Origin of the sequence: Methylovulum psychrotolerans (genome assembly GCF_002209385.1) — a bacterium.
GTDB lineage: Bacteria > Pseudomonadota > Gammaproteobacteria > Methylococcales > Methylomonadaceae > Methylovulum > Methylovulum psychrotolerans.
On sequence record NZ_CP022129.1, the window covers coordinates 3,408,394 to 3,428,410 of the forward strand.

The window sequence follows — 20,017 nt, forward strand, 5'->3', positions numbered from 1 at the left end:
CCTTGTTAAGTAAGGTGTTAAAGAGGAGGGTAGAAGCTTTGCAAAGCTTGGCGGGTGTCGCCGCCATTATCCGCTTGAAGCTGGGCGATATTCAAGAAATTATTAGACAGAATATTTTTGTGTAACTTGGTAAAATGTTCCGTGAACTTTTTCATGCCAACTGTCCGTGAGTTAACTATGCCTAATAAAATATTCAAGAAAAGCCAACCCAAGCCCAGTATTACCTTAGTGCCTAGTTTGGGTTTGGATGTTGATGACCTTGTTACCGATTTTAAGCGTAATTATAGCCATCGTCTAGGCCGCGACCAAAACTGCCGCTCGCCACATTATGCTTACGAGGCTTTATCGCTGACCGTCAGTGACCGTCTGATAGAGCGGTGGAAAAACACTTACAATGCCTATCGTGACCAGGATTGCCGCCGTGCTTATTATCTGTCGATGGAGTTTCTGATGGGGCGGACGCTGAGCAACGCCATGCTCAACCTCGGCATCAGCGATGCGGTGCACAAAGCCATGCATGACGTAGGGTTAGAGTTGGAAGAGTTGTTGGAAAGCGAACCTGACGCAGGTTTGGGTAATGGCGGCTTGGGACGCTTGGCGGCTTGTTTTATCGACAGTTGCGCGACTTTACAATTGCCTGTGACCGGGTACGGCTTGCGTTACGAGTACGGGATGTTTACGCAAACTATTGCCAATGGCGAACAGGTGGAAAAACCCGACCATTGGCTGCGCTATGGGAATATCTGGGAAATAGAGCGTTCTGAATACGCTTACCGTATCAAGTTTGGCGGCCATACCGAGCGGCATATTGACGAAAACGGGAATGTGCGGGTGTGTTGGTTGGATACCCATGATATTTTGGCGATCCCTTATGACACCCCTGTACCCGGCTATCAAAACGGCACGGTCAACACCTTGCGCTTATGGAAAGCGGCCGCTACCGAAGAGTTTGATTTGCAGGAGTTTAATGCCGGTGACTATGCCGAGTCGGTGGCGGCAAAAAACACCGCCGAAAACATCACGATGGTCTTGTATCCTAACGATGCCAATGAAAACGGTAAGGCATTACGCCTGCGCCAACAATATTTGCTGGCTTCAGCCAGTTTGCAAGATGTGATTGCCGGTTGGGTGCGCGATCATGGTCGGCATTTTGCCCATTTTGCCGAAAAAAACTGCTTTCAGCTCAATGATACCCACCCCAGTATCGCGGTGGCGGAACTGATGCGCCTGTTAATGGACATTCATGGCTTAAGCTGGGATGCGGCTTGGAAAATTACCCGAAACACGATGGCGTATACTAACCATACTCTGTTGCCGGAAGCATTGGAGCGTTGGTCGGTCGGCCTGTTCAAGCAGTTGCTGCCTAGGTTGATGGAAATTATTTTTGAAATTAACGCCCATTTCTTGGCCGAAGTGTCCACACATTGGCCGGGTGACAATGAGCGCTTAAAACGTATGTCCTTAATTGAGGAAGGCCCGCAGCAATATGTCCGCATGGCGTATTTGGCGATAGTCGGCAGTTATTCGGTCAATGGTGTGGCGGAACTGCATTCTAAGCTGTTGCAACAAGGCTTGTTCCGGGATTTTTATGAGCTATGGCCGCAAAAATTCAATAACAAAACCAATGGGGTCACGCCCCGCCGCTGGTTGGCGGCCTGTAACCCTGAATTGGCTGAGCTATTGACCGAAACCATCGGTGATGGCTGGATAACGGATTTGTCAGAGTTGCAAAAACTCAAACCGTTTGCCGAGGATAAAAAATTCCGCAAACGTTGGCATACCGTCCAACAGGAGGCTAAACAGCGGTTGATTGATTTTAAAAAGCAGGAATTGGATGTGGACTTAAAGGTCAATGCCTTGTTTGATGTCCAGGTTAAGCGTATCCATGAATATAAACGTCAGTTACTGAATGTCCTGCATGTTATCCATCTGTATGACCGTATCAAACGCGGTGACATCGCCAATTGGACGAACCGTTGTGTGTTGATTGGCGGTAAGGCCGCGCCGGGGTATTTCATGGCGAAAAAAATCATTAAATTGATTAATAATGTCGCTAATGTCATTAACCATGACCCCGAAGTGGGCGATAAGCTCAAGCTGGTGTTTTTGCCGAATTACCGTGTCTCGGCAATGGAAAAGATTTGTCCGGGCACGGATTTGTCGGAACAGATTTCTACGGCGGGTAAGGAAGCGTCCGGCACGGGTAATATGAAGTTTATGATGAACGGAGCCTTGACTATCGGTACTTTAGACGGTGCGAATATTGAGATTAGGGAAGAGGTGGGCGACGATAATTTCTTTTTGTTTGGCTTGACCGAAAGCCAGGTAGAAGAACTGCGCCACCATTACGACCCGGTGGCGATGATCGAAAACGATGTCGATTTAAAACGGGTGTTGATGCTGCTGGAATGCGGGCATTTTAGCCAATTTGAACCGGGTATTTTTGATGCGGTGATCGCCTCGCTGAAAAGTCCGCAAGATCCGTGGATGACGGTGGCAGATTTCCGCAGTTTTATCGATGCCCAAAAACAAGTGGAAAAGGCTTATAAAGACCAAGACCGCTGGACAAGAATGAGTATCTTAAACTGCGCGGGTAGCGGTAAGTTTTCTACTGACCGGACGATTAATGAATATAATCAGGAAATATGGAAACTGACCCCTGTGCCGATCAGCCAACCTTAAGCATGTTCCATATTGTTTTATACGAGCCGGAAATCCCCGCCAATACCGGCAATATTATCCGCTTATGTGCCAATGCGGGGGCATCGTTGCATTTGCTTAAACCCTTGGGGTTTGCGATGGACGATAAGAAGTTGCGCAGGGCAGGGCTGGATTACCACGAATGGGTAACGGTGCAAACCCATGACTCGTTGGCGGATTTTCTGGCGGCGGTTAAGCCGGCGCGGCTATTTGCGCTGACCACCAAAGGCCGCCAGCGGGTTTGTGATGCGGCTTTTCAGGCGGGTGACGCGCTGTTGTTCGGCCCTGAAACCCGTGGCTTGCCGCCTGAGGTGTTGGCGGCTTGCGGCGAACCGCAGTGCTTGTATCTGCCGATGCAGGCGGAAAGCCGGAGCCTGAATTTGTCCAATACCGTGGCGATTGTGTTATACGAAGCGTGGCGGCAAATGGATTTTGCCGGGGCTTTGGTGAAGTAAAGGCATACCTAGCGCCCGCTAGCGGTGCGGGCCGGTTTTAGCCACCAATGAGGCTGTTTTTATGTGGATTATTATTTTTATCATCGCCGTGCTGTTTGTCTTAGGCAGTGCCTTGCTGTTATTGCGCTCGGCGAACATGCCAAAAATCCCCGCACAGCTAAAATCAAAGCCTTATGATGACGATGATAGCGGGTGGTGATGTGTTTTTTGTTGTTTTCAGCCTAACGGAATCCCGTGCAAAAACCGTTTAAAATCCATAGCCGTTTCCAGCCTGCGGGCGACCAGCCGACTGCCATCCGGCAGTTGGTTGAGGGTTTGCAAGATGGCGAAGTCCACCAGACCCTGTTAGGGGTCACGGGTTCGGGCAAAACCTTCACGATTGCCAATGTCATTAACCAAGTGCAGCGTCCGGCGCTGATTATGGCACCTAATAAGACCTTGGCGGCGCAGCTCTACGGGGAAATGAAGGAGTTTTTCCCGGAAAACAGCGTCGAGTATTTCGTTTCCTACTACGACTATTACCAGCCGGAGGCCTATGTCCCCGCATCCGATACCTTCATCGACAAAGACGCGTCGTTGAACGAACACATTGAACAAATGCGTTTGTCGGCCACCAAAGCCTTGTTGGAGCGTAAAGATACCATTGTCGTGGCGACGGTGTCGGCGATTTATGGCTTGGGGGAACCGGAGTCGTATTTCCAGATGGTGCTGCATTTGGTCAAAGGCGATTTGTTGGAGCAGCGCACTTTATTGCGCCGTTTGGCGGAAATGCAGTATACCCGCAACGATGTCGAATTACGGCGGGCGACCTATCGGGTGCGCGGTGAGGTGATCGACATTTTTCCGGCGGAGTCCGACAGCGAAGCGTTACGGGTCGAGTTGTTCGATAATGAGGTGGAACGCTTATCGTTGTTTGACCCGTTAACGGGGGAGATTATCAGCCGTATCGCCCGTTATACCGTCTATCCGAAAACCCATTATGTGACCCCGCGCGAGCAATTGCTGGCGGCGGTGGATGCGATTAAGCTGGAGTTGAAAGAGCGGGTGCTGCAATTGGAAGCCGCCAATAAGCTGGTCGAGGCGCAACGGCTGGAGCAGCGCACCTTGTTTGATATTGAGATGATTTTGGAAGTCGGCTATTGTTCGGGGATAGAAAATTATTCGCGCTATTTGTCCGGTGGGGCTCCGGGTGAGCCGCCGCCGACCATGTTCGATTATCTGCCCGACGATGCCATTGTGGTGATTGACGAAAGCCATGTGACTGTGCCGCAAATCGGCGCGATGTATAAGGGCGACCGTTCGCGTAAAGAAACCTTGGTGCAATACGGTTTCCGTTTGCCGTCGGCTTTGGATAACAGGCCGTTGACTTTTGCCGAGTTTGAGCAAAAAACCCCGCAGCGCATTTATGTCTCGGCCACACCGGGGGCTTATGAAAAAGCCCATTCCGGGGTATTTGTCGAACAGGTGGTCAGGCCGACAGGGTTATTGGACCCTGTGGTGGAGGTGCGTCCGGCAGTGACCCAAGTCGATGATTTGCTCTCGGAGATTCATAAGCGGGGGGTGTTGAAGGAAAGGGTCTTGGTAACGACGCTGACCAAGCGCATGGCGGAGGATTTGACCGAATACTTGACCGAGCATGGCGTTAAGGTACGCTATCTGCATTCGGATATTGATACGGTCGAGCGGGTCGAGATTATCCGTGATTTGCGCTTAGGTCAGTTTGACGTGCTGGTCGGCATTAACCTCTTGCGCGAGGGCTTGGACATTCCTGAGGTGTCCTTGGTGGCGATACTGGATGCCGATAAGGAAGGTTTTTTGCGCTCGGTGGTGTCTTTGGTGCAGACTATAGGCCGCGCCGCGCGTAATGTCAGCGGCAAGGCCATTTTGTACGGTGATAAGATTACCGCGTCTATGGCTAGGGCCATTGATGAAACCGACCGCCGCCGCGAAAAACAGCATCTGTTTAATACCCAGCACCAGATTGAACCGAAAACCATTTTTAAATCCATTACCGATATTTTGCAGGTCGCCATCCCCGGTTCCGGCGGTTCGGGTAAGGCCGTCGCTAAGGTGGCTGAGGCCGGTGCCGATTACACGGTCATGACCCCTAAGCAGTTAGCGAAAACGCTTAAGCAATTGGAGGAGTCTATGTATCAGCACGCGAAAAATCTGGAGTTTGAGCAGGCCGCTAAAATCAGGGATGAGATAAAGCGCTTACAGGTGCAACTGTTGGTGTGAGGCTAGTCGGGCTTACCGATCCTGCATTGGCCGTCTGTGCATCTGCCGCCGCCTAACCGACTGCCTATACCCAATCTGTACCGGGCAAACAGCCGATAGAGCAGGGCAAAGGCGGGGCTGAGCAGCGGCCAGCCAGTCGGTGCCAGCAGCCAGCCCAAACCGACGGCTTGGTAAGCGGCGCGGAACACTGGCATACCGATGAGCAGGGTGCCGTCTGCCTGTAGGCCATGGATTTCTGCCAGCATGTCCGCGTAGGTTTTACCGTAGGCTTCGGCTTGGAAGTCTGGCGCGTTGATGTCTTGTAAGATTAAGCGGCCTTGGCGGTTGCAACGCCGTAGCCAAGCCACTTCGGCTTGGCATATAGGGCAGAGGCCATCGTAAAACAGGGTGAATTGGGGTGGCGGTATGGTCATCTGGGTTCCTGTGGGCGAACGGTTGTTGGGTAGTGTAAAATAATTTTTCTTTTACCGTGATTATATCGGGTGTAGCCGTGTTAAAAATGAAGCTTTGGGGCGTTGCTGCCCTGTTATTGTCGGTGCAGGTGCAGGCTAATTCCTGGTCGCAAGTCACACAACCCGCCATAATTGCCGATACGCCGCAAAGTATCGGCACTTATACCAGCGGTTGCCTGAGCGGGGCGGCCATCTTGCCGAAGGAGGGGTTAGGGTATCAGGTGATGCGCCTGTCGAGAAACCGTTTTTATGGCCATCCTGAATTGACGCAATTTATCGAAAAACTCGGCCAAGCCACGGCGGCGCAAGGTTTGGGGGCGTTGTTGGTCGGTGATTTGGGGCAGGTGCGCGGCGGCCCTACGTTAAGCGGCCACCGTAGCCACCAAACGGGTCTGGACGTGGACATTTGGTTTATGCTGTCGCAACAGGCGATGCAGCGCAGTTTGACGCTCAGCGAGCGGGAATCGTGGAGTGCGCCGTCGGTTCTGGCGGCGGATGGCGATAGCATTGACCTTAGGCAGTGGACGGGCGCTAATGCCAAAGTGCTGGAGTTGGCGGCTACTATGCCGGAAGTGGACAGGATTTTTGTCAACGCCAGCGTCAAGCGCGAACTTTGCCTGCGGCGGGTGGGTAATAGCCCTTGGTTGAGAAAAATCCGCCCGTGGTGGAAGCATGACGACCATTTTCATGTGCGTTTAAAATGTCCTGCCGGTAATGCCCATTGTGCGGCACAGGAGCCTTTACCTGCCGGTGACGGTTGCGATGCCAGTTTGGCTTGGTGGTTTTCGGATGAGGCGAAAAACCCTGCTAAAGGCGGCAAACCGTCGCCGCCGCCACCGCCATTACCCGCCTTATGTAGCCGTGTATTGGCACAATAACCAGAACTTAGGCGTTTTTTATGCGATGAAATTCACATTTTAGGACATTACTCTTTGACAAATCCTCTGTATAATAGTCGGCTATTAACGGGTTGTTTATAACTACCCCGCCAGCCATTTATTTGAGGATAAACAATGCGTCTAGCAATGACTTTAGCCGCCACTTTATTAGTGGCGGCGGTATCGCCTGCCCAAGCCGGATTGGTCGGGGCAGCGGCCAACTACAATGTGTTTGTGTTTAATAATTTCACTAGCGCCAATTCGGATACTGAAGGTAATTTGGCGGCGGGCGGTAATGTCAATATCAGCAATTATTCGGTGGCATCGAGCATTGCCGGGAATGGTTCGCAATCGCCCAATGCTGCCAGATTGGTGGCGGGCGGTACGGTCACTGCCACGAATGGTGGGGTAGGTAATGGTCAGAACGGGGCGGTTTATTCGGTAGGCGGCGCCAATTTGAGCAGTTTTACCGCGACGGGCGGTTCGTTTGTCCAAAGCTTGGTCAATTTTTCCACGTCACAAAGCCAATACCAAAATTTGTCGACGGCTTGGAGCGGTTTGGCGACGACCGGTACGACCAGCAGCGCTTATGGTACGGTCAATTTAAGCGGCACGAATGTCGGCCTGAATGTGTTCTCTTTGAACGGCAGCACGTTAACCGGCAGCAATACCATTAATATCACTGCACCCAGCAATTCGACGGTATTGATTAACGTGTCGGGTACGGGCGAATTTTTCCAAAATGGCCAAGTGTTTTTGACCGGTGTCGATCCTTCCCATGTCATTTACAATTTTTATAATTCGACGGCGGTGACCTTAACCGGCAGCAAAAACCCGATGGGGTCTATATTAGCCCCTTGGGCGGCGGTGACGGGCGGTTACGGGGCGTTATACGGGCAATTAATCGCCAGTTCGTTTAGCGGTAATATCGAATTCCATAATTATTTGTTCGGTGGCACGATTGCCGACGCTAATAGCGTACCTGAGCCAATGGGGCTGTGGTGGTTTGTGTTGGGCTTGGCCGGATTGGCTTGGCATGGACGTAACCCTAAGCGTGCCTAAATAGGTTAGCATAGAAAATCAGCCATAAAAAAGGCCGCATCACGCGGCCTTTTTTTTGCCTAAGGATAGGGCTTTAACGATTTTGCTTAACCGCGGTCGCTTTTGTCGATTGGGTTGATGGTGATGGTTTGTGGGACGTAGCTAGGCAATTCGCTAGGGTCGACCGCGAAGACAAAGAATTTGTTCGGGTTGGCAACGCCGTTAAACGTCGGCAGGAAATCGTTGTCGTTAGCGATGAATAAGGTGTGTTTGGTCACACCGCCAATAACTACGTCTGGGCCGAAGGCGACGCCTTCCAATTTAGCCGGCACTTGTGTGGAAGGTACGCCATTGGCGTTTAATTTTGCCAAGACATCTAAGAACAGGGTTTTAGCGACGACAGGGGCGCTGGAAGTGATGGCGGGAGTACCGGTAATTTCCGTAGCGCCTGCCAAATCGATTTTAAACAGTTTTTTAACCACGGCGGCATCACCGTTGCCTAAACCGCTGCCGTCACGTTCGTCAACCAAAAATTCATGGCTATTGATGGCCAAAATGTCACTGACGCTAGAGCCGTCAGTTAGTTTATAAGCGTATTCGTGGGTAGTGCCACTGGCAATGTCAATGGTGATGATACGCAGATATTTTTTGGTGTCTTGGATCAAGTTTTGTTGCATCATGCCGATCAACGTGGTGCCGTCTGGTGTGATCGCCAATGCTTCCATGCCTTTATTGGCAATTCTGCCGACGGTGTTGTTGGCAATTTCAGTGTCACCGACCGCGTTTAAGTTTGTCGCCGCATAGTAAGAAGGCAGAGTGAAGGCTTTGATGATGCGGCCAGTGTTGCGGTGGAATTGATAGACATAAGGGCCGTATTCGTCAGTGATGAAGACGCTGGCACCGTCTTTTGACACGCGGATGCCTTCTGGATCAAGGCGGGCATGGCTTGGGCTAGTGGAGGCGCGTGTGCCAAAGTTATCGGAACGGCCTGTGTAGTAAAAGCTGGTGGCTGTGTTTAAGGCCGGTGCGCCGCCTGCTGCATAAATGCGTGGCTGGGCACTGGACAACAACGTGGTCGCCGTTAATTCGGATGATAACAGGTAAGGCATGGAGCCGACGGTTAAAGAATCGTAGCTAGGGTTAACCGCCAAAGCCAGATTCAGAGTTTGGAAACGGTTGATGTAAGATGTGGTGTTGTCAATCGCCGCGTTATAAGCGATGGCATTCGGGCCACGGTCAGGCAGGGCAATAAAGGTGTTGCCGCCAGCATAAGCCAAACCGGAGCCGATACCGCCAAACAAGTTGCCCGCCACGCCGTTTTCTAAGGCGCCTGCGGTTCTTGCCGAAAGGTCTTGGTAGTTGCCATCAATGGAGCCGATGGCGATTAAATCAACCGCTTGGGAAGCAGGGGCAGCCATTAATAATGGCAATAAAAAAGGCAGAAGTTTTTTGGTCATGACGGGTCTCTGAAAAGTTAGGGATTAACGCTTTGCTCTAAAGCCCTACGATTATCGTCTATGCGTGTTACTGGAATATGAATTGGCTGTGCGGTATGGGTAACGATTAAACGTTTTTACTTGGAGGGTAGGAGGGTAACGTGCGGGGAGTGCGAAAGCCTTAGCTCTTGCAGGTAGCCTATAAGCTGGGCTTCATTTTGTGTGTGTGGGGATTAACTTTGCAATCAGTGGTGGCTACCCCCGCTACTTTGCGTAGCGGGGGCAGCTAATCGGAGCGGGGAAGCTTAGGGCGTGAGGCCTTGGCCGACCACGATCACTTTCAGGGCGTTTGTGCCGCCTTTAACGCCTGTCAAATCACCTTTGGTGATAATGAACTTATCGCCGTCTTTGGCAATATTCCATTTTCTCAGTTCTTTGACGATGCTGCGGTTAACTTCGGCATGGTCTTGGGTTTCTTCCAGCTTGAAGTAAATAGGGAAGACACCGCGTAACAAGGTGGCTTTGCCCAACGTTTCTTCAACGCCGCTAAAGGCAAAAATAGGGATGGCGGAACTGATTCTGGACATCCATAACGGTGTGGAGCCAGATTCGGTCAAGGCCACAATGCCTTTAATTTTGGTGTGGTTCGCCATATACATGGCTGACATGGCAATCGCTTCGTCATCGCGGTCAAATTGGATGTTGATGCGATGGTCAGATTCGCGGACGATAGGCTGTTTTTCAGCTTCGACACAAATCCGGTGCATGGCTTCAACGGCTTTGATCGGGTGTTTGCCCGAAGCGGTTTCTGCCGACAGCATGATGACATCGGTACCGTCGTACACGGCATTGGCCACGTCGAATACTTCGGCACGGGTCGGAATCGGGTTATCAATCATCGATTCCATCATTTGTGTCGCGGTAATCGCCACGCGGTTTAATTCGCGGGTACGTTGGATCAGTTTTTTCTGCACGGCAGGTAAGTTAGCATCGCCAATTTCCACGCCCAAATCACCCCGTGCGACCATCACTGCATCAGACGCTAAGATAATTTCGTCCATGACCGGCTCGACAATCGCTTCGGCGCGTTCAACTTTAGAGACGATACCTGCATAGCAACCTTGGGCTTCTAATAAGCGGCGGGCTTCGTTCAGGTCTTCGGCGCAACGTGGGAAAGACACGGCGACATAATCACATTTGATTTTGGCAACGGTGATGATGTCTTCTTTGTCTTTATCCGTTAAGGCTGCTGCCGATAAGCCGCCGCCTAACAGATTGATGCCTTTGTTGTTGGACAGGTCGCCACCGACGGCAACAGTACAGTTGACGCGCATATCGACAACATCAACTACATCTAAGACAATCCGCCCGTCATCGAGCAACAAGCGGCTACCCGGACGCACTTCTAACGCCAGCGGTTCGTAAGTGATGCCGACTTGGGTGTTGTCGCCCGCGAGCGGGTCAAAATTAATGTCAAGGGCGAAATCTTGGCCTTCAATCAAGTTAACTTTCGTGTCTTTGAAGCGGGCGATACGGATTTTCGGGCCTTGCAAATCGGCCAGAATACCGACCCGCCGGCCGGTTTTTCTGCTCAGCGCACGAACGGCTTCGGCTCTGGCGATATGGTCTTCAGCAGAACCATGAGAGAAGTTTAGACGCACGACATCAAGCCCTGCCTCAAACAAACCCTCAAGCACACCCGGCTTGTCAGTCGCAGGCCCGAGTGTGGCTAAAATTTTGGTCCTTCTTAACATGGTTTTATCCTGCATTGATTAAGGCAATAGAAGTATCGAGCATACGGTTTGAGAAGCCCCATTCATTGTCATACCATGACAGGACTTTGACAAAGTTGCCGTCCAAGACTTTAGTCAGCGGCGCTTCGTAGATGGAAGACGCTGGGTTGTGGTTAAAGTCGGTGGAAACCAGCGGTTTTTCGTTGATTTCTAAAATGCCTTTCAAAGAACCGGCGGCAGCGGCTTTCAGGACTTCGTCGATTTCGGCTTTGCTGGTGTTTCTTGCCGCAGTGAAGGTCAAATCAACAACAGAGACGTTGATGGTTGGGACACGCATGGCGAAACCGTCCAATTTGCCGGCCAATTCAGGCAGTACCAAGCCGACTGCCGCTGCTGCGCCAGTTTTGGTTGGGATCATGGATTGGGTGGCGGAACGGGCGCGGCGCAAGTCACTGTGATAAACGTCGGTCAGCACTTGGTCGTTGGTGTACGAGTGGATAGTGGTCATTAAGCCGTGGACAACGCCGATGGCATCGTGCAACGGTTTAACCAGCGGCGCTAAGCAGTTGGTGGTGCAAGAGGCGTTGGAGATGACGGTGTCGGTCGCTTTCAGGGTGTCGTGGTTAACGCCGTAAACGATGGTGGCATCAACATCGTCACCGCCGGGTGCTGAGATGATGACTTTTTTCGCGCCTGCGGTGATGTGTGCAGAGGCTTTGGCTTTGCTGGTGAACAGGCCGGTACATTCGTGGACAACGTCAATATCCAAGTCGCCCCAAGGCAATTTGGAGGGGTCGCGTTCGGAGAAAACTTTGATTTTATCGCCGTTGATCACCATGAATTCGCCATCAACGCTGACATCAAAAGGGAATTTGCCATGCACGGAGTCATATTGGGTTAAATGTGCATTGGTGTTGGCATCGCCTAAATCATTGATGGCGACAATTTGGATTTCATCAGTGCGGCCCGCTTCGTATAAGGCGCGGACGATATTCCGGCCAATACGACCATAACCATTGATAGCAACTTTAATTGGCATTTAATTTCTCCAGAGAGTGATGGGACAAAATTGACACAAACGTGTACAAATAGACATAAACCTTGCAACTATATCAAAATATGCGGCACTTCGTCCATTGATGATAGACGTTGGTAGACGCGTACCTAAGGCTTGGGCGAAAACGCTTTAAAAAATAACTACCTATCTTTAGGGTCAAAAAGAGTTAACAACGCTTGGTTTAATAGCCTGCGCCGGACGGGTAGTCCGGCGCAGGCTTGGGCGGATGGCGGCTACTCGCTGTCTTTGGGTAGGGTGAAAACCTTGACTGAAGATACCAGCAAATCGGATAAGTTCACCAGATGCTCGGTTTGTAGGCTTTGATCCTGTAATTGTCCGTAAGTCTGTTCGGTGCTTTTTTCAATTTGCTTAGCGCGTTGTACCAGACGTTGCGAGATTTCTGACTGGTTGGTAGAACTGCTGGCGATGATCTGTACCAATTGCACCAGTTCGGCGGTGGTGTCGCGGGTTTCGCGCATTTCGTCACCCGCTTGTTGGGCGAGTTCGGTACCGCGCACCACTTGGCTGATGGCATTGTTCATGGTGGTAACGGTATCGGCTGTCTCCACTTGGATATTGTTAACCAGCGAGGAAATTTTCGAGGTCGCCTCGCGGGAGTTTTCCGCCAGTTTTTGTACTTCGTTGGCGACCACGGCAAAGCCGCGTCCTGCCTCGCCCGCTGACGCGGCGTGCATGGCGGCGTTGAGCGCGAGGATGTGGGTGCGTTCGGCAATGTCGTTAATCAAGTTGACCACGCCGCCAATTTCTTGCGAACGCTCGCCCAGCCGTTTGATCCGTTTTTCGGTCTCGCGGATCGTGTCACGGATAGAGGTGATGCCGTTAATGGTGTCCAATACCGTTTCTTGCGCCTTATCGGTGTTTTGAATGGCTTTTTCGGCGGCTTGGTTGCAGTCGGTGGCCAATTTGGCAATGGCGAGCATGGCGGACGAGGCGGCGACCAACTCAATGGAGGCCTGTGCGATCTCGCGTTTTTCATCGGTGGCCACATCAATGACCAGTGCCGATTGGCCTTGTACCTGCTGGGAGACTTGGGCGACTTCATCGGCAATTTTGGTGACGCGCATTAACACCCGTCCGGTTTCTTCGGCGAGCATGTTTAACGCGTCGGCGACGGGGCCGGTGACGTTCTCCGCCACTTCGGCTTTGACGGTCAAGTCTTTTTGCGCCAGTTTCGCCACCGACATCAGCAGTTCGACAATGGAGTTGTTGAGCACTTCGTTTTCTTCTTCAATGCCTTGCCGAATGGTTTCGCGTTGGTCGACCATGCTGTCGAATTGGCGGCTTAAGATGCCGATTTCGTCTAAAGATTGTAGGTTGGCGCGGATGCTGTTGTCGCCTGCCGCCAGCTTTTGCATAACTTCGACCAAGAGGCCGATAGGTTGGGTAATGGAACGGATAATGAAGGCGGCAACCGAGGCGCAGGTTAAGATCAGGCCTAAGATAACGATGGAAACGACCAATAATTGTTGGTTGGCGGCTTTTATCTGCCGGTTAAACATGGCATCCAGTTCGGCGGTGCCAGCGTCAATGACGGCAAACATACCGTCAATGGCTTGGGTGTACTGTTTGTAGTAATCGGTAGAAGAATAGCTAGGGGTCGGTTTGTTAATAATTTCCGCATCGGAAAGGGCAATGGCTTTATTGACGGTTTCGGTAGCGGTTTTCAATTGCCCCAATAAGTCCGTTTCCAGTTTACCGTTATATTTGACGACCTTGTTAAAATCGCGGGTCGCCTCATAAGCTTTGGCGTTGGCGATGCTGGTCATCAGGCTTAGGCGGCCACGGTCTTGCAAAGTCAGCACGGTGGGGATAGTGGTGGGGTCTTTGCCTTGCGCCGCTTTTGCGGTCCTTGCCAATAAACCTGTACCCCAGCCTCTGGCTTGGCCTAGGTATTCGGTCAGCACAGGACTGTCAACTAAGGTGGCGCGCATTAAAAAATAGGATTCGGCATAGGGGTCGAGTGACAATTGCGAGTCGTCGACCACCAAATCCAGCACTTCCAAGACCTTGGCGATAAGTTGGGTATGGCTATCGAAGTTTTCGGGGGGGGTAACAGACTTGTCGGCCACTTTTTTGGCGATAACAGGCCAGTCTTGTTTAACGGCATCCCATGTTTTGTGCAGTTCGGCATCTTTGATGGTTTTGCTTAAGGCATCGAACTTGGCGATTTGTTGGTCGACCCGCTCTCGGCTGGCCTGTTCTTCAGCCGCCATCGCGCTGTTGCCGCTCAGTAAACCGGTCGAGGAGCCACGGTGCCTGGGTAGGGCCTGTAATAGTGTGAGCAGTTCTTTGGCCTGATAAAGGCCTTGTTGCTCGTGCTTGGTGAAATTGATTTTATCCTGTTGGTTATTGACATAGGAATAAAAAGCGACCCCTAATAAAAGCGATGCAAGCACCGCTAAAAGGCCGAATTTTTTTCTTAATGACAGGCGGCTAAACAGTTTTATCTTTTCTTGGGGCATGATTCTGGCTCAATGATAGTGTAATGGGGCAATGCGTGCCGTCCATGGCTAAGCCGGGCGGTGGCGGTTTTAGGCCGTTGCGTGGCTGTCGATCAGGTGCTGCATTTGGGCTAATAAATCGTCTTCGCGGACGGGTTTGACCAAATACAGGGATATTCCTGCGGCTTCCGCCATTTTTCGGTGCATCTGTGTGGTTCTGGAGGTGATCATAATCACGGGCAAGCGGCTGAATTTGTCTCGGATACGGATATGTGACGCAAACTCTATACCATTCATGCGCGGCATTTCCAAGTCGGTCAAGACAATATCGGGCGTGAAGGTATCCAATTGTTCGGCGGCTTCAATGCCGTCCCGCGCAGTTTGGACGTGGTAGCCGGCATCTTGCAGCAGTTGTTCCAAGGCGCGGCGTTGGCTAAGCGAGTCGTCAACGACTAGGACTTTAGGCAGGTTGGCGGTGAGTGGCAGCGGATCGGCAAAATTCAGGAAGGCGGCATAGTCAGCGTTGCTGTCTGCCATTAACAGCAATTCGGGCAAATCCACCACGGGTGCGACCGCCCCGTCGCCGAGAATGGTCGCGCCGATAAAGCCAGGAATTTTCTTAATATAAAAGCCAAAGTTTTTGATAACAATGTCCAAGCCATCGGCAATGCTGTCGACCATAACCGCCCAGCTTTGCTGGAGGCCCTGCACTAAGAGGGCGGTTTGGTGAAATTGTCCGACCGGACGCTGGTCGGGCAAGTGTAACAGTTTATTGAGGGTGATGACCGAATAAAGGCTATCCTCTATCAGCAGTTGTTTGCCGTCGGGGCTGTCACTGAAATCATCAGGGGCCGCAAACAGGATTTGCCGGATACCTTTGTTGGCGAGGGCGATACGGTAAGGGCCAATGTGGGTCAGTAAGGCATGGGAGCGGCTTAACGGGAGCGGGATTTTCATTTCTACGGTCAAACCCACACCCGCTACCGAGTGTAGCGCCAAGCTGCCGCCTTGTGCCTGTATTTGATAGTTCACCACATCCATGCCCACGCCCCGGCCTGAGGTTTGGGTGGCTTCGGTGCGGGTCGAAAAATTAGGCCGCAGGATAACTTGTTGCAACTCCGCTTCGCTGGCTGTTTGGCCGGGGCTAAGTACCCCGCGCTGTTCGGCGACTTGGCGGATGGCGGCATAATCCAAGCCCCGCCCGTCATCCCGGACGCGCACCACGATATAGTTGCCGTCGCGGGCGAAGTCTATGGTGATGTTACCTTGTGCGGATTTGCCAAGGCTTAGGCGTTCCTGCGGATCTTCAATGCCGTGGTCGACGGCGTTGCGTAACAAGTGCATGATAGGGTCGATCATGGCGTTAGGGGTGTTGCCGTCCACCATCATCTGTTCGCCAGTCAGCTCCAATTCGCAGTCTTTGCCGGTCAGGCGGCAAGTTTGCCGTAAGCTTCTTTGTAGGCGGTGGAAAATCGACGAAATGGGCACTAACCGTGCCGCCATAATGGTTTCTTGGGTTTCCGTGACCAACCGTTGCTGGTCTTCCAGTAAGCGGTACATTTCCGCCAAGTCTTTGCTGGCATCCAAGTTCATTTCGCGGGCATCGAACGCCGCTTCTACCATCCGGCGGCTGGCAGTATGGAGCTCGTTGTATTGGTCCATTTCTAACGCATCGTGCAGCGGTTTGTCGGGGCTTAATGACCGCCCGGACAAGTCTTTTAAGTCGGTCAGCTGTTCCAATTCGTCGCCTAAACGGCGCAACAGCTCAAATTGCTCTTGCATCGCTTGCAATTGGTTTTTCATACGGCGCAGGCGTTCGTTGGCCTGACTATTGATAATGATATTTTCGCCTGCTTGGCGGAACAGCTGTTCGAGTTGCTCGGCCTCGATTCTGACCATCGGCGCCTGTTGTTTGTCTGCCGCATCTGTGGGGACAACTTCGGTGGCGGCGGCTTCGGCGGGCGTTGCCAAAGGTTGGGGTGGCGGGGCGGAGGCGGCGATTTCATCTAAGCCATTCAGCTCGATGCGCTTTGCCCAATCTAAAATAGCCTGCAAGACGGCAGTGGCATTATCGGGCGGCGGACTTTGCCCAAGCAGGGATTCGCTCATTGCTTCAAGACAATCGGCCGCTTCGATTAAGGTGTAGAGCAAGCCAGCTCCGGGTAAGGTGTGTTGTTCGGCGCAGGCGACCAGCACGTCTTCGAGGTAATGGGTGAGTTGGGCGACGCCTTTGATGCCGACGGTGTTGGCCGCACCTTTGACGTTATGGGCTATGCGTTGGGCGGTGTCTAAGTCCGCCAAGCTGCCGCCCGTTTTTAAGGCTTGCAGGGCGGTGGAAAAGGCTTGGGTTTGGACGGGCAGTTCCTGCAATAAGATGGCGAGCAATTCGTGGTTGACATCATCAGGTAAGGCGAGGGTGACATCTTCCGGCGTGGCGAGTTCGATGCGGCCGATGGCCGGTGCGCTGTTGTCGGCATCGCTACCAGTGGTTTGGAGCAGGGTCATCAGGATGGCGGCGGCTTCCATCGTGATCGGTTGCGGCCAATCGGTATGGCCCAGTTGCGCGAGCATGGGCATACCCGCCCCGGTTTCGTTAAAACCGGACAAATAGCGGGCGACATTGGCTATCCAGTCTTGTAAGGCTTGTAATTGCGGGGCGGCAAAGCGTTCGGGCTGGTCACGGCAAAGCTGGACATTGCGGCCGATATGTTCGCAAATTAAGGCCAAGCCTTCAAATCCGGCCATTTTCGACGCGTTCACATAGCGTTCCAAATTATCGGCAAGGCTGGCTAGCGGATCAGTTGCGCCAGCGGTATCCAGATCAATGGCGCAAAGCAGGCGTTGGATCAGTGCCGCTTCCATTTCCAGTAACTCGACCAACTCCATCGTTTCTTTTGATAAAGAGCTAGAGGTAGCACCGTCCTCAGCCGCTTCCGGCGTTGCTTCTTCTTCATCTATAGGCCATGCGCCGGCAGTCAGGTCGGTGGTCAATTGCTCCGCTAAGGCGGTCAGTTCGTCCTCGGTCAGGGCGATCTGTAGGTTGGGGTAGCTGATGATGCCGATGATGTCGGGAATGGCCGATTCGGCCCCGAAGCTGTATTCGCTAAAACATTCCGACAGGCGTGCCAAAGCGGTTAATAGCCCGGTGGTGACGCTAGCGGTTGGTAGGGCACTTAAGGCTTCGACAATCAGCAAGCCGACATCCTGTAAGCTATAAAAGCCTTCGGCGGCGGCCTGTTCGGCAAGCTCTCCGATGCTTTCTAGGGTATTGCTAATGTCGCTGGGTTCGGCGGTTTCCATCATGCGTTGGTTTTTGGGTTAGCTTATGAGTTGCCTAACGTTGCAAACAATGCCCCAAATTCGGCTTGCAGCCAAATTTGGCCATCATGCGAATAAGCGTGGCTGACGCAAGGTTGTAATAGCTCAGGCAAAGGCGGTAATGAGGGCAATGGCGTAGCCATATCGGGTAACAAGAGCGGATAACCGTCTATCCATAGGGCGACGGTTTTTTCACCGCGCCCTATGGTCAACAAATAACGTTTTTTAGGGGGGCTGCCAACCGTATTGGGCAGTAAATACAGGTCAACAACAGGGACAATCGTGCCGCGCATATTCAATAAGCCGCTAAACCAAGGCTTAACTCTGGGTATGGGATTGACGGGCAGGTGGCCAATGACTTCGCAATGTAAGCTAATGGGCAATAAAAACCCCAAATCGCCGATACGGAAACCTAAAACGGTGGCGGCGATTTCTGGGGCATCGGCAAAAGAGCTGCTTAATGCCGAATATTTTTCGGCTGTGTTCGGATGTTCAACCGCCATCTGTCATTATCCCCAACTAAAATGCCGCCAGTACGTCGGTTATTTCAGCCGCTTCAAAGGGTTTACTGATCAGGTTTTTCGCCCCTTGCATCATGGCCCACACCTTATCGGCTTTTTGGTTCCGTGAGGTGACGAAAATAACCGGAATGTTTTTAGTGTCGGGATGGTCGCGTAAAGCACGGCAAGCCGCAAACCCGTCCATGCCCGGCATGATGATGTCCATAAAAATAATGTCCGGTTTTTCTGTTTTGGCTTTAGCGACGGCCTCGTCGCCGTTATTGGCGGTCACTACGACGCAGTCGGTATTTTTTAAGGCGTTTTTTAGGTTAGTAAGGTCGGTTTGCGAATCGTCGCAAATCAAGATTTTTTGAATGGCCATAACGTCGGTTCCTTTTCTAAGATAAGGGTGTGCCGTTCCGCCTGTGCCAGCGGATACGGCACGAGCCTGTTTAATGTCGCACAAGACTGGCTTCGCTGGCAAGCGTTGTTTGCTCTTCTTGTTTGCGTGCGGTTAACCAAGCTAAGACCCGAATACTGAGTTTTTGGAAAGCGTCGTCTTGGACGGGTTTGGTCAGGTAGGTGGTGCAACCTGCCATAACGCCTTTAACTTCATCTAAGGGAGAGGTTTTTCCCGAAATCATAATAATGGGGGTTTTTTTATAGCGCGGATTGTTACGCAATTGGGTACAAGCTTCGTAACCGTCCATACCCGGCATCATGACATCCAAGAAAATAAGGTCATAGTGTTGGGCTTGCGCCATTGCCAAGGCGGTGATGCCGTCAGTGGCAAAATCGATGCCGCCGATTTGGGGCAGGCCGGACAGCTTTAGCTCCAATGCTTTTTGGATAGACAAGCTGTCATCCACCACTAGGGCGCGGTATTGATGGGGATCACTCAAAGCCGCTTGCATGGTTGGCGTTGGTATGCTGGGAACGGGAACGGCTTGTACCAGCTCTAGCCTGGGCGATGAGACTGGCTCAGGGCCCTGCGGGGCTTTGGCAATCGGTGGCGGTATCCTGTCCAGTACCGCCATAAGCCTGGCGGCGGTCAACATGCCCCGGATATGGTGCGGTGGTGGGTTATCGAGAGGCCCTTGGCTGAGAGCAATAACCGCGATGCTGCCGCCTGCGTTATTAATAAGTATGTCTTTTTTTATTAATGCTAAGGGGTTGTCATAATTGACCAATAAAATATGGATGTTGGTTTCGGTGGCGGCAACTAAGCGGTAAGTTTGCTTGTCAGTTTTTTGCTGTTGAAACAATTGCTTAAGTTTGCTTTCTAGAGCTGCTCCGAAGCCTAAGGCAGAGACCGATAAAGGGGTGTTAGGGCGCATATCAGAAAGGTGTTGATGTTCTTGGCGCAGACTGTTCGCTTGCATAAGAAAGCTCCTATTTTTTAAATCCGGCTAAATAGCTTATGTTGGATAGCTATCTGTCATTTATATCAGTATTCGAGGCCTATAAAGCGCGTGGAAAAGGCGTTAATCTATAGTGCCGTTGCAAACACTGTCCACCGATTTTTAAATCGGCGGCACTTAGGGCTTTATGGCCTGGATACAGCAGTATGGGTTTTTTAAAGTTGGGTTTGCCTATCATCATGCAATAATGATGCCCGTATTTTTATTTAATATATATCAAAAGGTTGTCGTTTTGAAGAATAGTATAGGTGTTAGGTTTGTGATTTATGCACCATAATGATTGGTAATATCACCCATTTTTGCTTTATTTTGGTGCAACTTTGGTT

General features: G+C 51.7%; 16 protein-coding genes. 6 read left to right on the forward strand and 10 right to left on the reverse strand.

Annotation, left to right across the window (positions count from 1 at the left end; all coding sequences use genetic code 11):
* Positions 1–17: 17 nt before the first annotated feature.
* A complete protein-coding gene (locus CEK71_RS23240; RefSeq protein ID WP_198328260.1) occupies positions 18–155 on the reverse strand; it encodes a hypothetical protein in 138 nt (45 codons plus the stop codon).
* A gap of 22 nt (positions 156–177) precedes the next feature.
* On the opposite strand from CEK71_RS23240, the gene CEK71_RS15520 reads away from it, so the two are divergent.
* From CEK71_RS15520 to uvrB, 4 genes are all read left to right on the forward strand, one after another.
* Positions 178–2,682, forward strand: a complete 2,505-nt coding sequence (locus CEK71_RS15520; protein WP_088620230.1) for a glycogen/starch/alpha-glucan phosphorylase — start codon at positions 178–180, stop codon at positions 2,680–2,682.
* Between the two features lie 2 nt (positions 2,683–2,684).
* A complete protein-coding gene (gene trmL / locus CEK71_RS15525) occupies positions 2,685–3,155 on the forward strand; it encodes a tRNA (uridine(34)/cytosine(34)/5-carboxymethylaminomethyluridine(34)-2'-O)-methyltransferase TrmL (protein ID WP_088620231.1) in 471 nt (156 codons plus the stop codon).
* Positions 3,156–3,216: 61 nt separating this feature from the next.
* Positions 3,217–3,354, forward strand: coding sequence for a hypothetical protein (locus tag CEK71_RS23245; protein ID WP_198328261.1), 138 nt, complete (start codon positions 3,217–3,219; stop codon positions 3,352–3,354).
* 35 nt (positions 3,355–3,389) lie between these two features.
* Positions 3,390–5,393 carry an excinuclease ABC subunit UvrB gene (gene uvrB / locus CEK71_RS15530; RefSeq protein ID WP_088620232.1) on the forward strand — a complete coding sequence of 668 codons (2,004 nt, stop codon included), beginning with the start codon at positions 3,390–3,392 and terminating at the stop codon, positions 5,391–5,393.
* A gap of 2 nt (positions 5,394–5,395) precedes the next feature.
* On the opposite strand, the gene CEK71_RS15535 is transcribed toward uvrB, so the two are convergent.
* Positions 5,396–5,806, reverse strand: a complete 411-nt coding sequence (locus CEK71_RS15535) for a thiol-disulfide oxidoreductase DCC family protein (protein WP_088620233.1) — start codon at positions 5,804–5,806, stop codon at positions 5,396–5,398.
* Positions 5,807–5,892: 86 nt separating this feature from the next.
* Here CEK71_RS15535 and mepA point away from each other — a divergent pair, with 86 nt between their 5' ends.
* Together mepA and CEK71_RS15545 are read left to right on the forward strand one after the other, a co-directional pair.
* Positions 5,893–6,723, forward strand: a complete 831-nt coding sequence (mepA, locus tag CEK71_RS15540) for a penicillin-insensitive murein endopeptidase (protein WP_088620234.1) — start codon at positions 5,893–5,895, stop codon at positions 6,721–6,723.
* A 135-nt stretch (positions 6,724–6,858) separates the two neighbouring features.
* The gene (locus CEK71_RS15545; RefSeq protein WP_088620235.1) at positions 6,859–7,785 is read left to right on the forward strand and encodes a choice-of-anchor A family protein; all 927 of its coding nucleotides are present in this window, start codon (positions 6,859–6,861) and stop codon (positions 7,783–7,785) included.
* A gap of 86 nt (positions 7,786–7,871) precedes the next feature.
* On the opposite strand, the gene CEK71_RS15550 is transcribed toward CEK71_RS15545, so the two are convergent.
* The 8 genes from CEK71_RS15550 to CEK71_RS15585 all read right to left on the reverse strand — a co-directional run bounded on the left by CEK71_RS15550 (position 7,872) and on the right by CEK71_RS15585 (position 19,652).
* Positions 7,872–9,221, reverse strand: a complete 1,350-nt coding sequence (locus CEK71_RS15550) for an esterase-like activity of phytase family protein (RefSeq protein ID WP_088620236.1) — start codon at positions 9,219–9,221, stop codon at positions 7,872–7,874.
* 284 nt (positions 9,222–9,505) lie between these two features.
* A complete protein-coding gene (gene pyk, locus CEK71_RS15555) occupies positions 9,506–10,954 on the reverse strand; it encodes a pyruvate kinase (RefSeq protein ID WP_088621653.1) in 1,449 nt (482 codons plus the stop codon).
* 4 nt (positions 10,955–10,958) lie between these two features.
* Positions 10,959–11,972, reverse strand: a complete 1,014-nt coding sequence (gap, locus tag CEK71_RS15560) for a type I glyceraldehyde-3-phosphate dehydrogenase (protein ID WP_088620237.1) — start codon at positions 11,970–11,972, stop codon at positions 10,959–10,961.
* A gap of 251 nt (positions 11,973–12,223) precedes the next feature.
* On the reverse strand, positions 12,224–14,473 hold the full coding sequence (locus CEK71_RS15565) for a methyl-accepting chemotaxis protein (protein WP_088620238.1): 2,250 nt from the start codon (positions 14,471–14,473) through the stop codon (positions 12,224–12,226).
* 69 nt (positions 14,474–14,542) lie between these two features.
* Entirely contained in the window at positions 14,543–17,755 is a 3,213-nt protein-coding gene (locus CEK71_RS15570) for a hybrid sensor histidine kinase/response regulator (protein WP_088620239.1), read from the reverse strand.
* 20 nt (positions 17,756–17,775) lie between these two features.
* On the reverse strand, positions 17,776–18,273 hold the full coding sequence (locus tag CEK71_RS15575; RefSeq protein WP_088620240.1) for a chemotaxis protein CheW: 498 nt from the start codon (positions 18,271–18,273) through the stop codon (positions 17,776–17,778).
* Positions 18,274–18,289: 16 nt separating this feature from the next.
* Positions 18,290–18,652, reverse strand: coding sequence for a response regulator (locus tag CEK71_RS15580; RefSeq protein WP_088620241.1), 363 nt, complete (start codon positions 18,650–18,652; stop codon positions 18,290–18,292).
* A 70-nt stretch (positions 18,653–18,722) separates the two neighbouring features.
* Positions 18,723–19,652: a response regulator gene (locus CEK71_RS15585; protein WP_088620242.1), complete on the reverse strand. Its 930-nt coding sequence runs from the start codon at positions 19,650–19,652 to the stop codon at positions 18,723–18,725.
* Positions 19,653–20,017 lie beyond the last annotated feature (365 nt).

Excerpts from the sequence above, each read along its gene's own strand:
- CEK71_RS23240 (WP_198328260.1), bottom strand. The coding sequence starts at position 155 with ATGAAAAAGTTCACGGAACATTTTACCAAGTTACACAAAAATATTCTG.
- CEK71_RS15520 (WP_088620230.1), top strand. The coding sequence starts at position 178 with ATGCCTAATAAAATATTCAAGAAAAGCCAACCCAAGCCCAGTATTACC.
- trmL (WP_088620231.1), top strand. The coding sequence starts at position 2,685 with ATGTTCCATATTGTTTTATACGAGCCGGAAATCCCCGCCAATACCGGC.
- CEK71_RS23245 (WP_198328261.1), top strand. The coding sequence starts at position 3,217 with ATGTGGATTATTATTTTTATCATCGCCGTGCTGTTTGTCTTAGGCAGT.
- CEK71_RS15535 (WP_088620233.1), bottom strand. The coding sequence starts at position 5,806 with ATGACCATACCGCCACCCCAATTCACCCTGTTTTACGATGGCCTCTGC.
- mepA (WP_088620234.1), top strand. The coding sequence starts at position 5,893 with ATGAAGCTTTGGGGCGTTGCTGCCCTGTTATTGTCGGTGCAGGTGCAG.
- CEK71_RS15545 (WP_088620235.1), top strand. The coding sequence starts at position 6,859 with ATGCGTCTAGCAATGACTTTAGCCGCCACTTTATTAGTGGCGGCGGTA.
- CEK71_RS15550 (WP_088620236.1), bottom strand. The coding sequence starts at position 9,221 with ATGACCAAAAAACTTCTGCCTTTTTTATTGCCATTATTAATGGCTGCC.
- pyk (WP_088621653.1), bottom strand. The coding sequence starts at position 10,954 with ATGTTAAGAAGGACCAAAATTTTAGCCACACTCGGGCCTGCGACTGAC.
- gap (WP_088620237.1), bottom strand. The coding sequence starts at position 11,972 with ATGCCAATTAAAGTTGCTATCAATGGTTATGGTCGTATTGGCCGGAAT.
- CEK71_RS15565 (WP_088620238.1), bottom strand. The coding sequence starts at position 14,473 with ATGCCCCAAGAAAAGATAAAACTGTTTAGCCGCCTGTCATTAAGAAAA.
- CEK71_RS15570 (WP_088620239.1), bottom strand. The coding sequence starts at position 17,755 with ATGATGGAAACCGCCGAACCCAGCGACATTAGCAATACCCTAGAAAGC.
- CEK71_RS15575 (WP_088620240.1), bottom strand. The coding sequence starts at position 18,273 with ATGGCGGTTGAACATCCGAACACAGCCGAAAAATATTCGGCATTAAGC.
- CEK71_RS15580 (WP_088620241.1), bottom strand. The coding sequence starts at position 18,652 with ATGGCCATTCAAAAAATCTTGATTTGCGACGATTCGCAAACCGACCTT.
- CEK71_RS15585 (WP_088620242.1), bottom strand. The coding sequence starts at position 19,652 with ATGCAAGCGAACAGTCTGCGCCAAGAACATCAACACCTTTCTGATATG.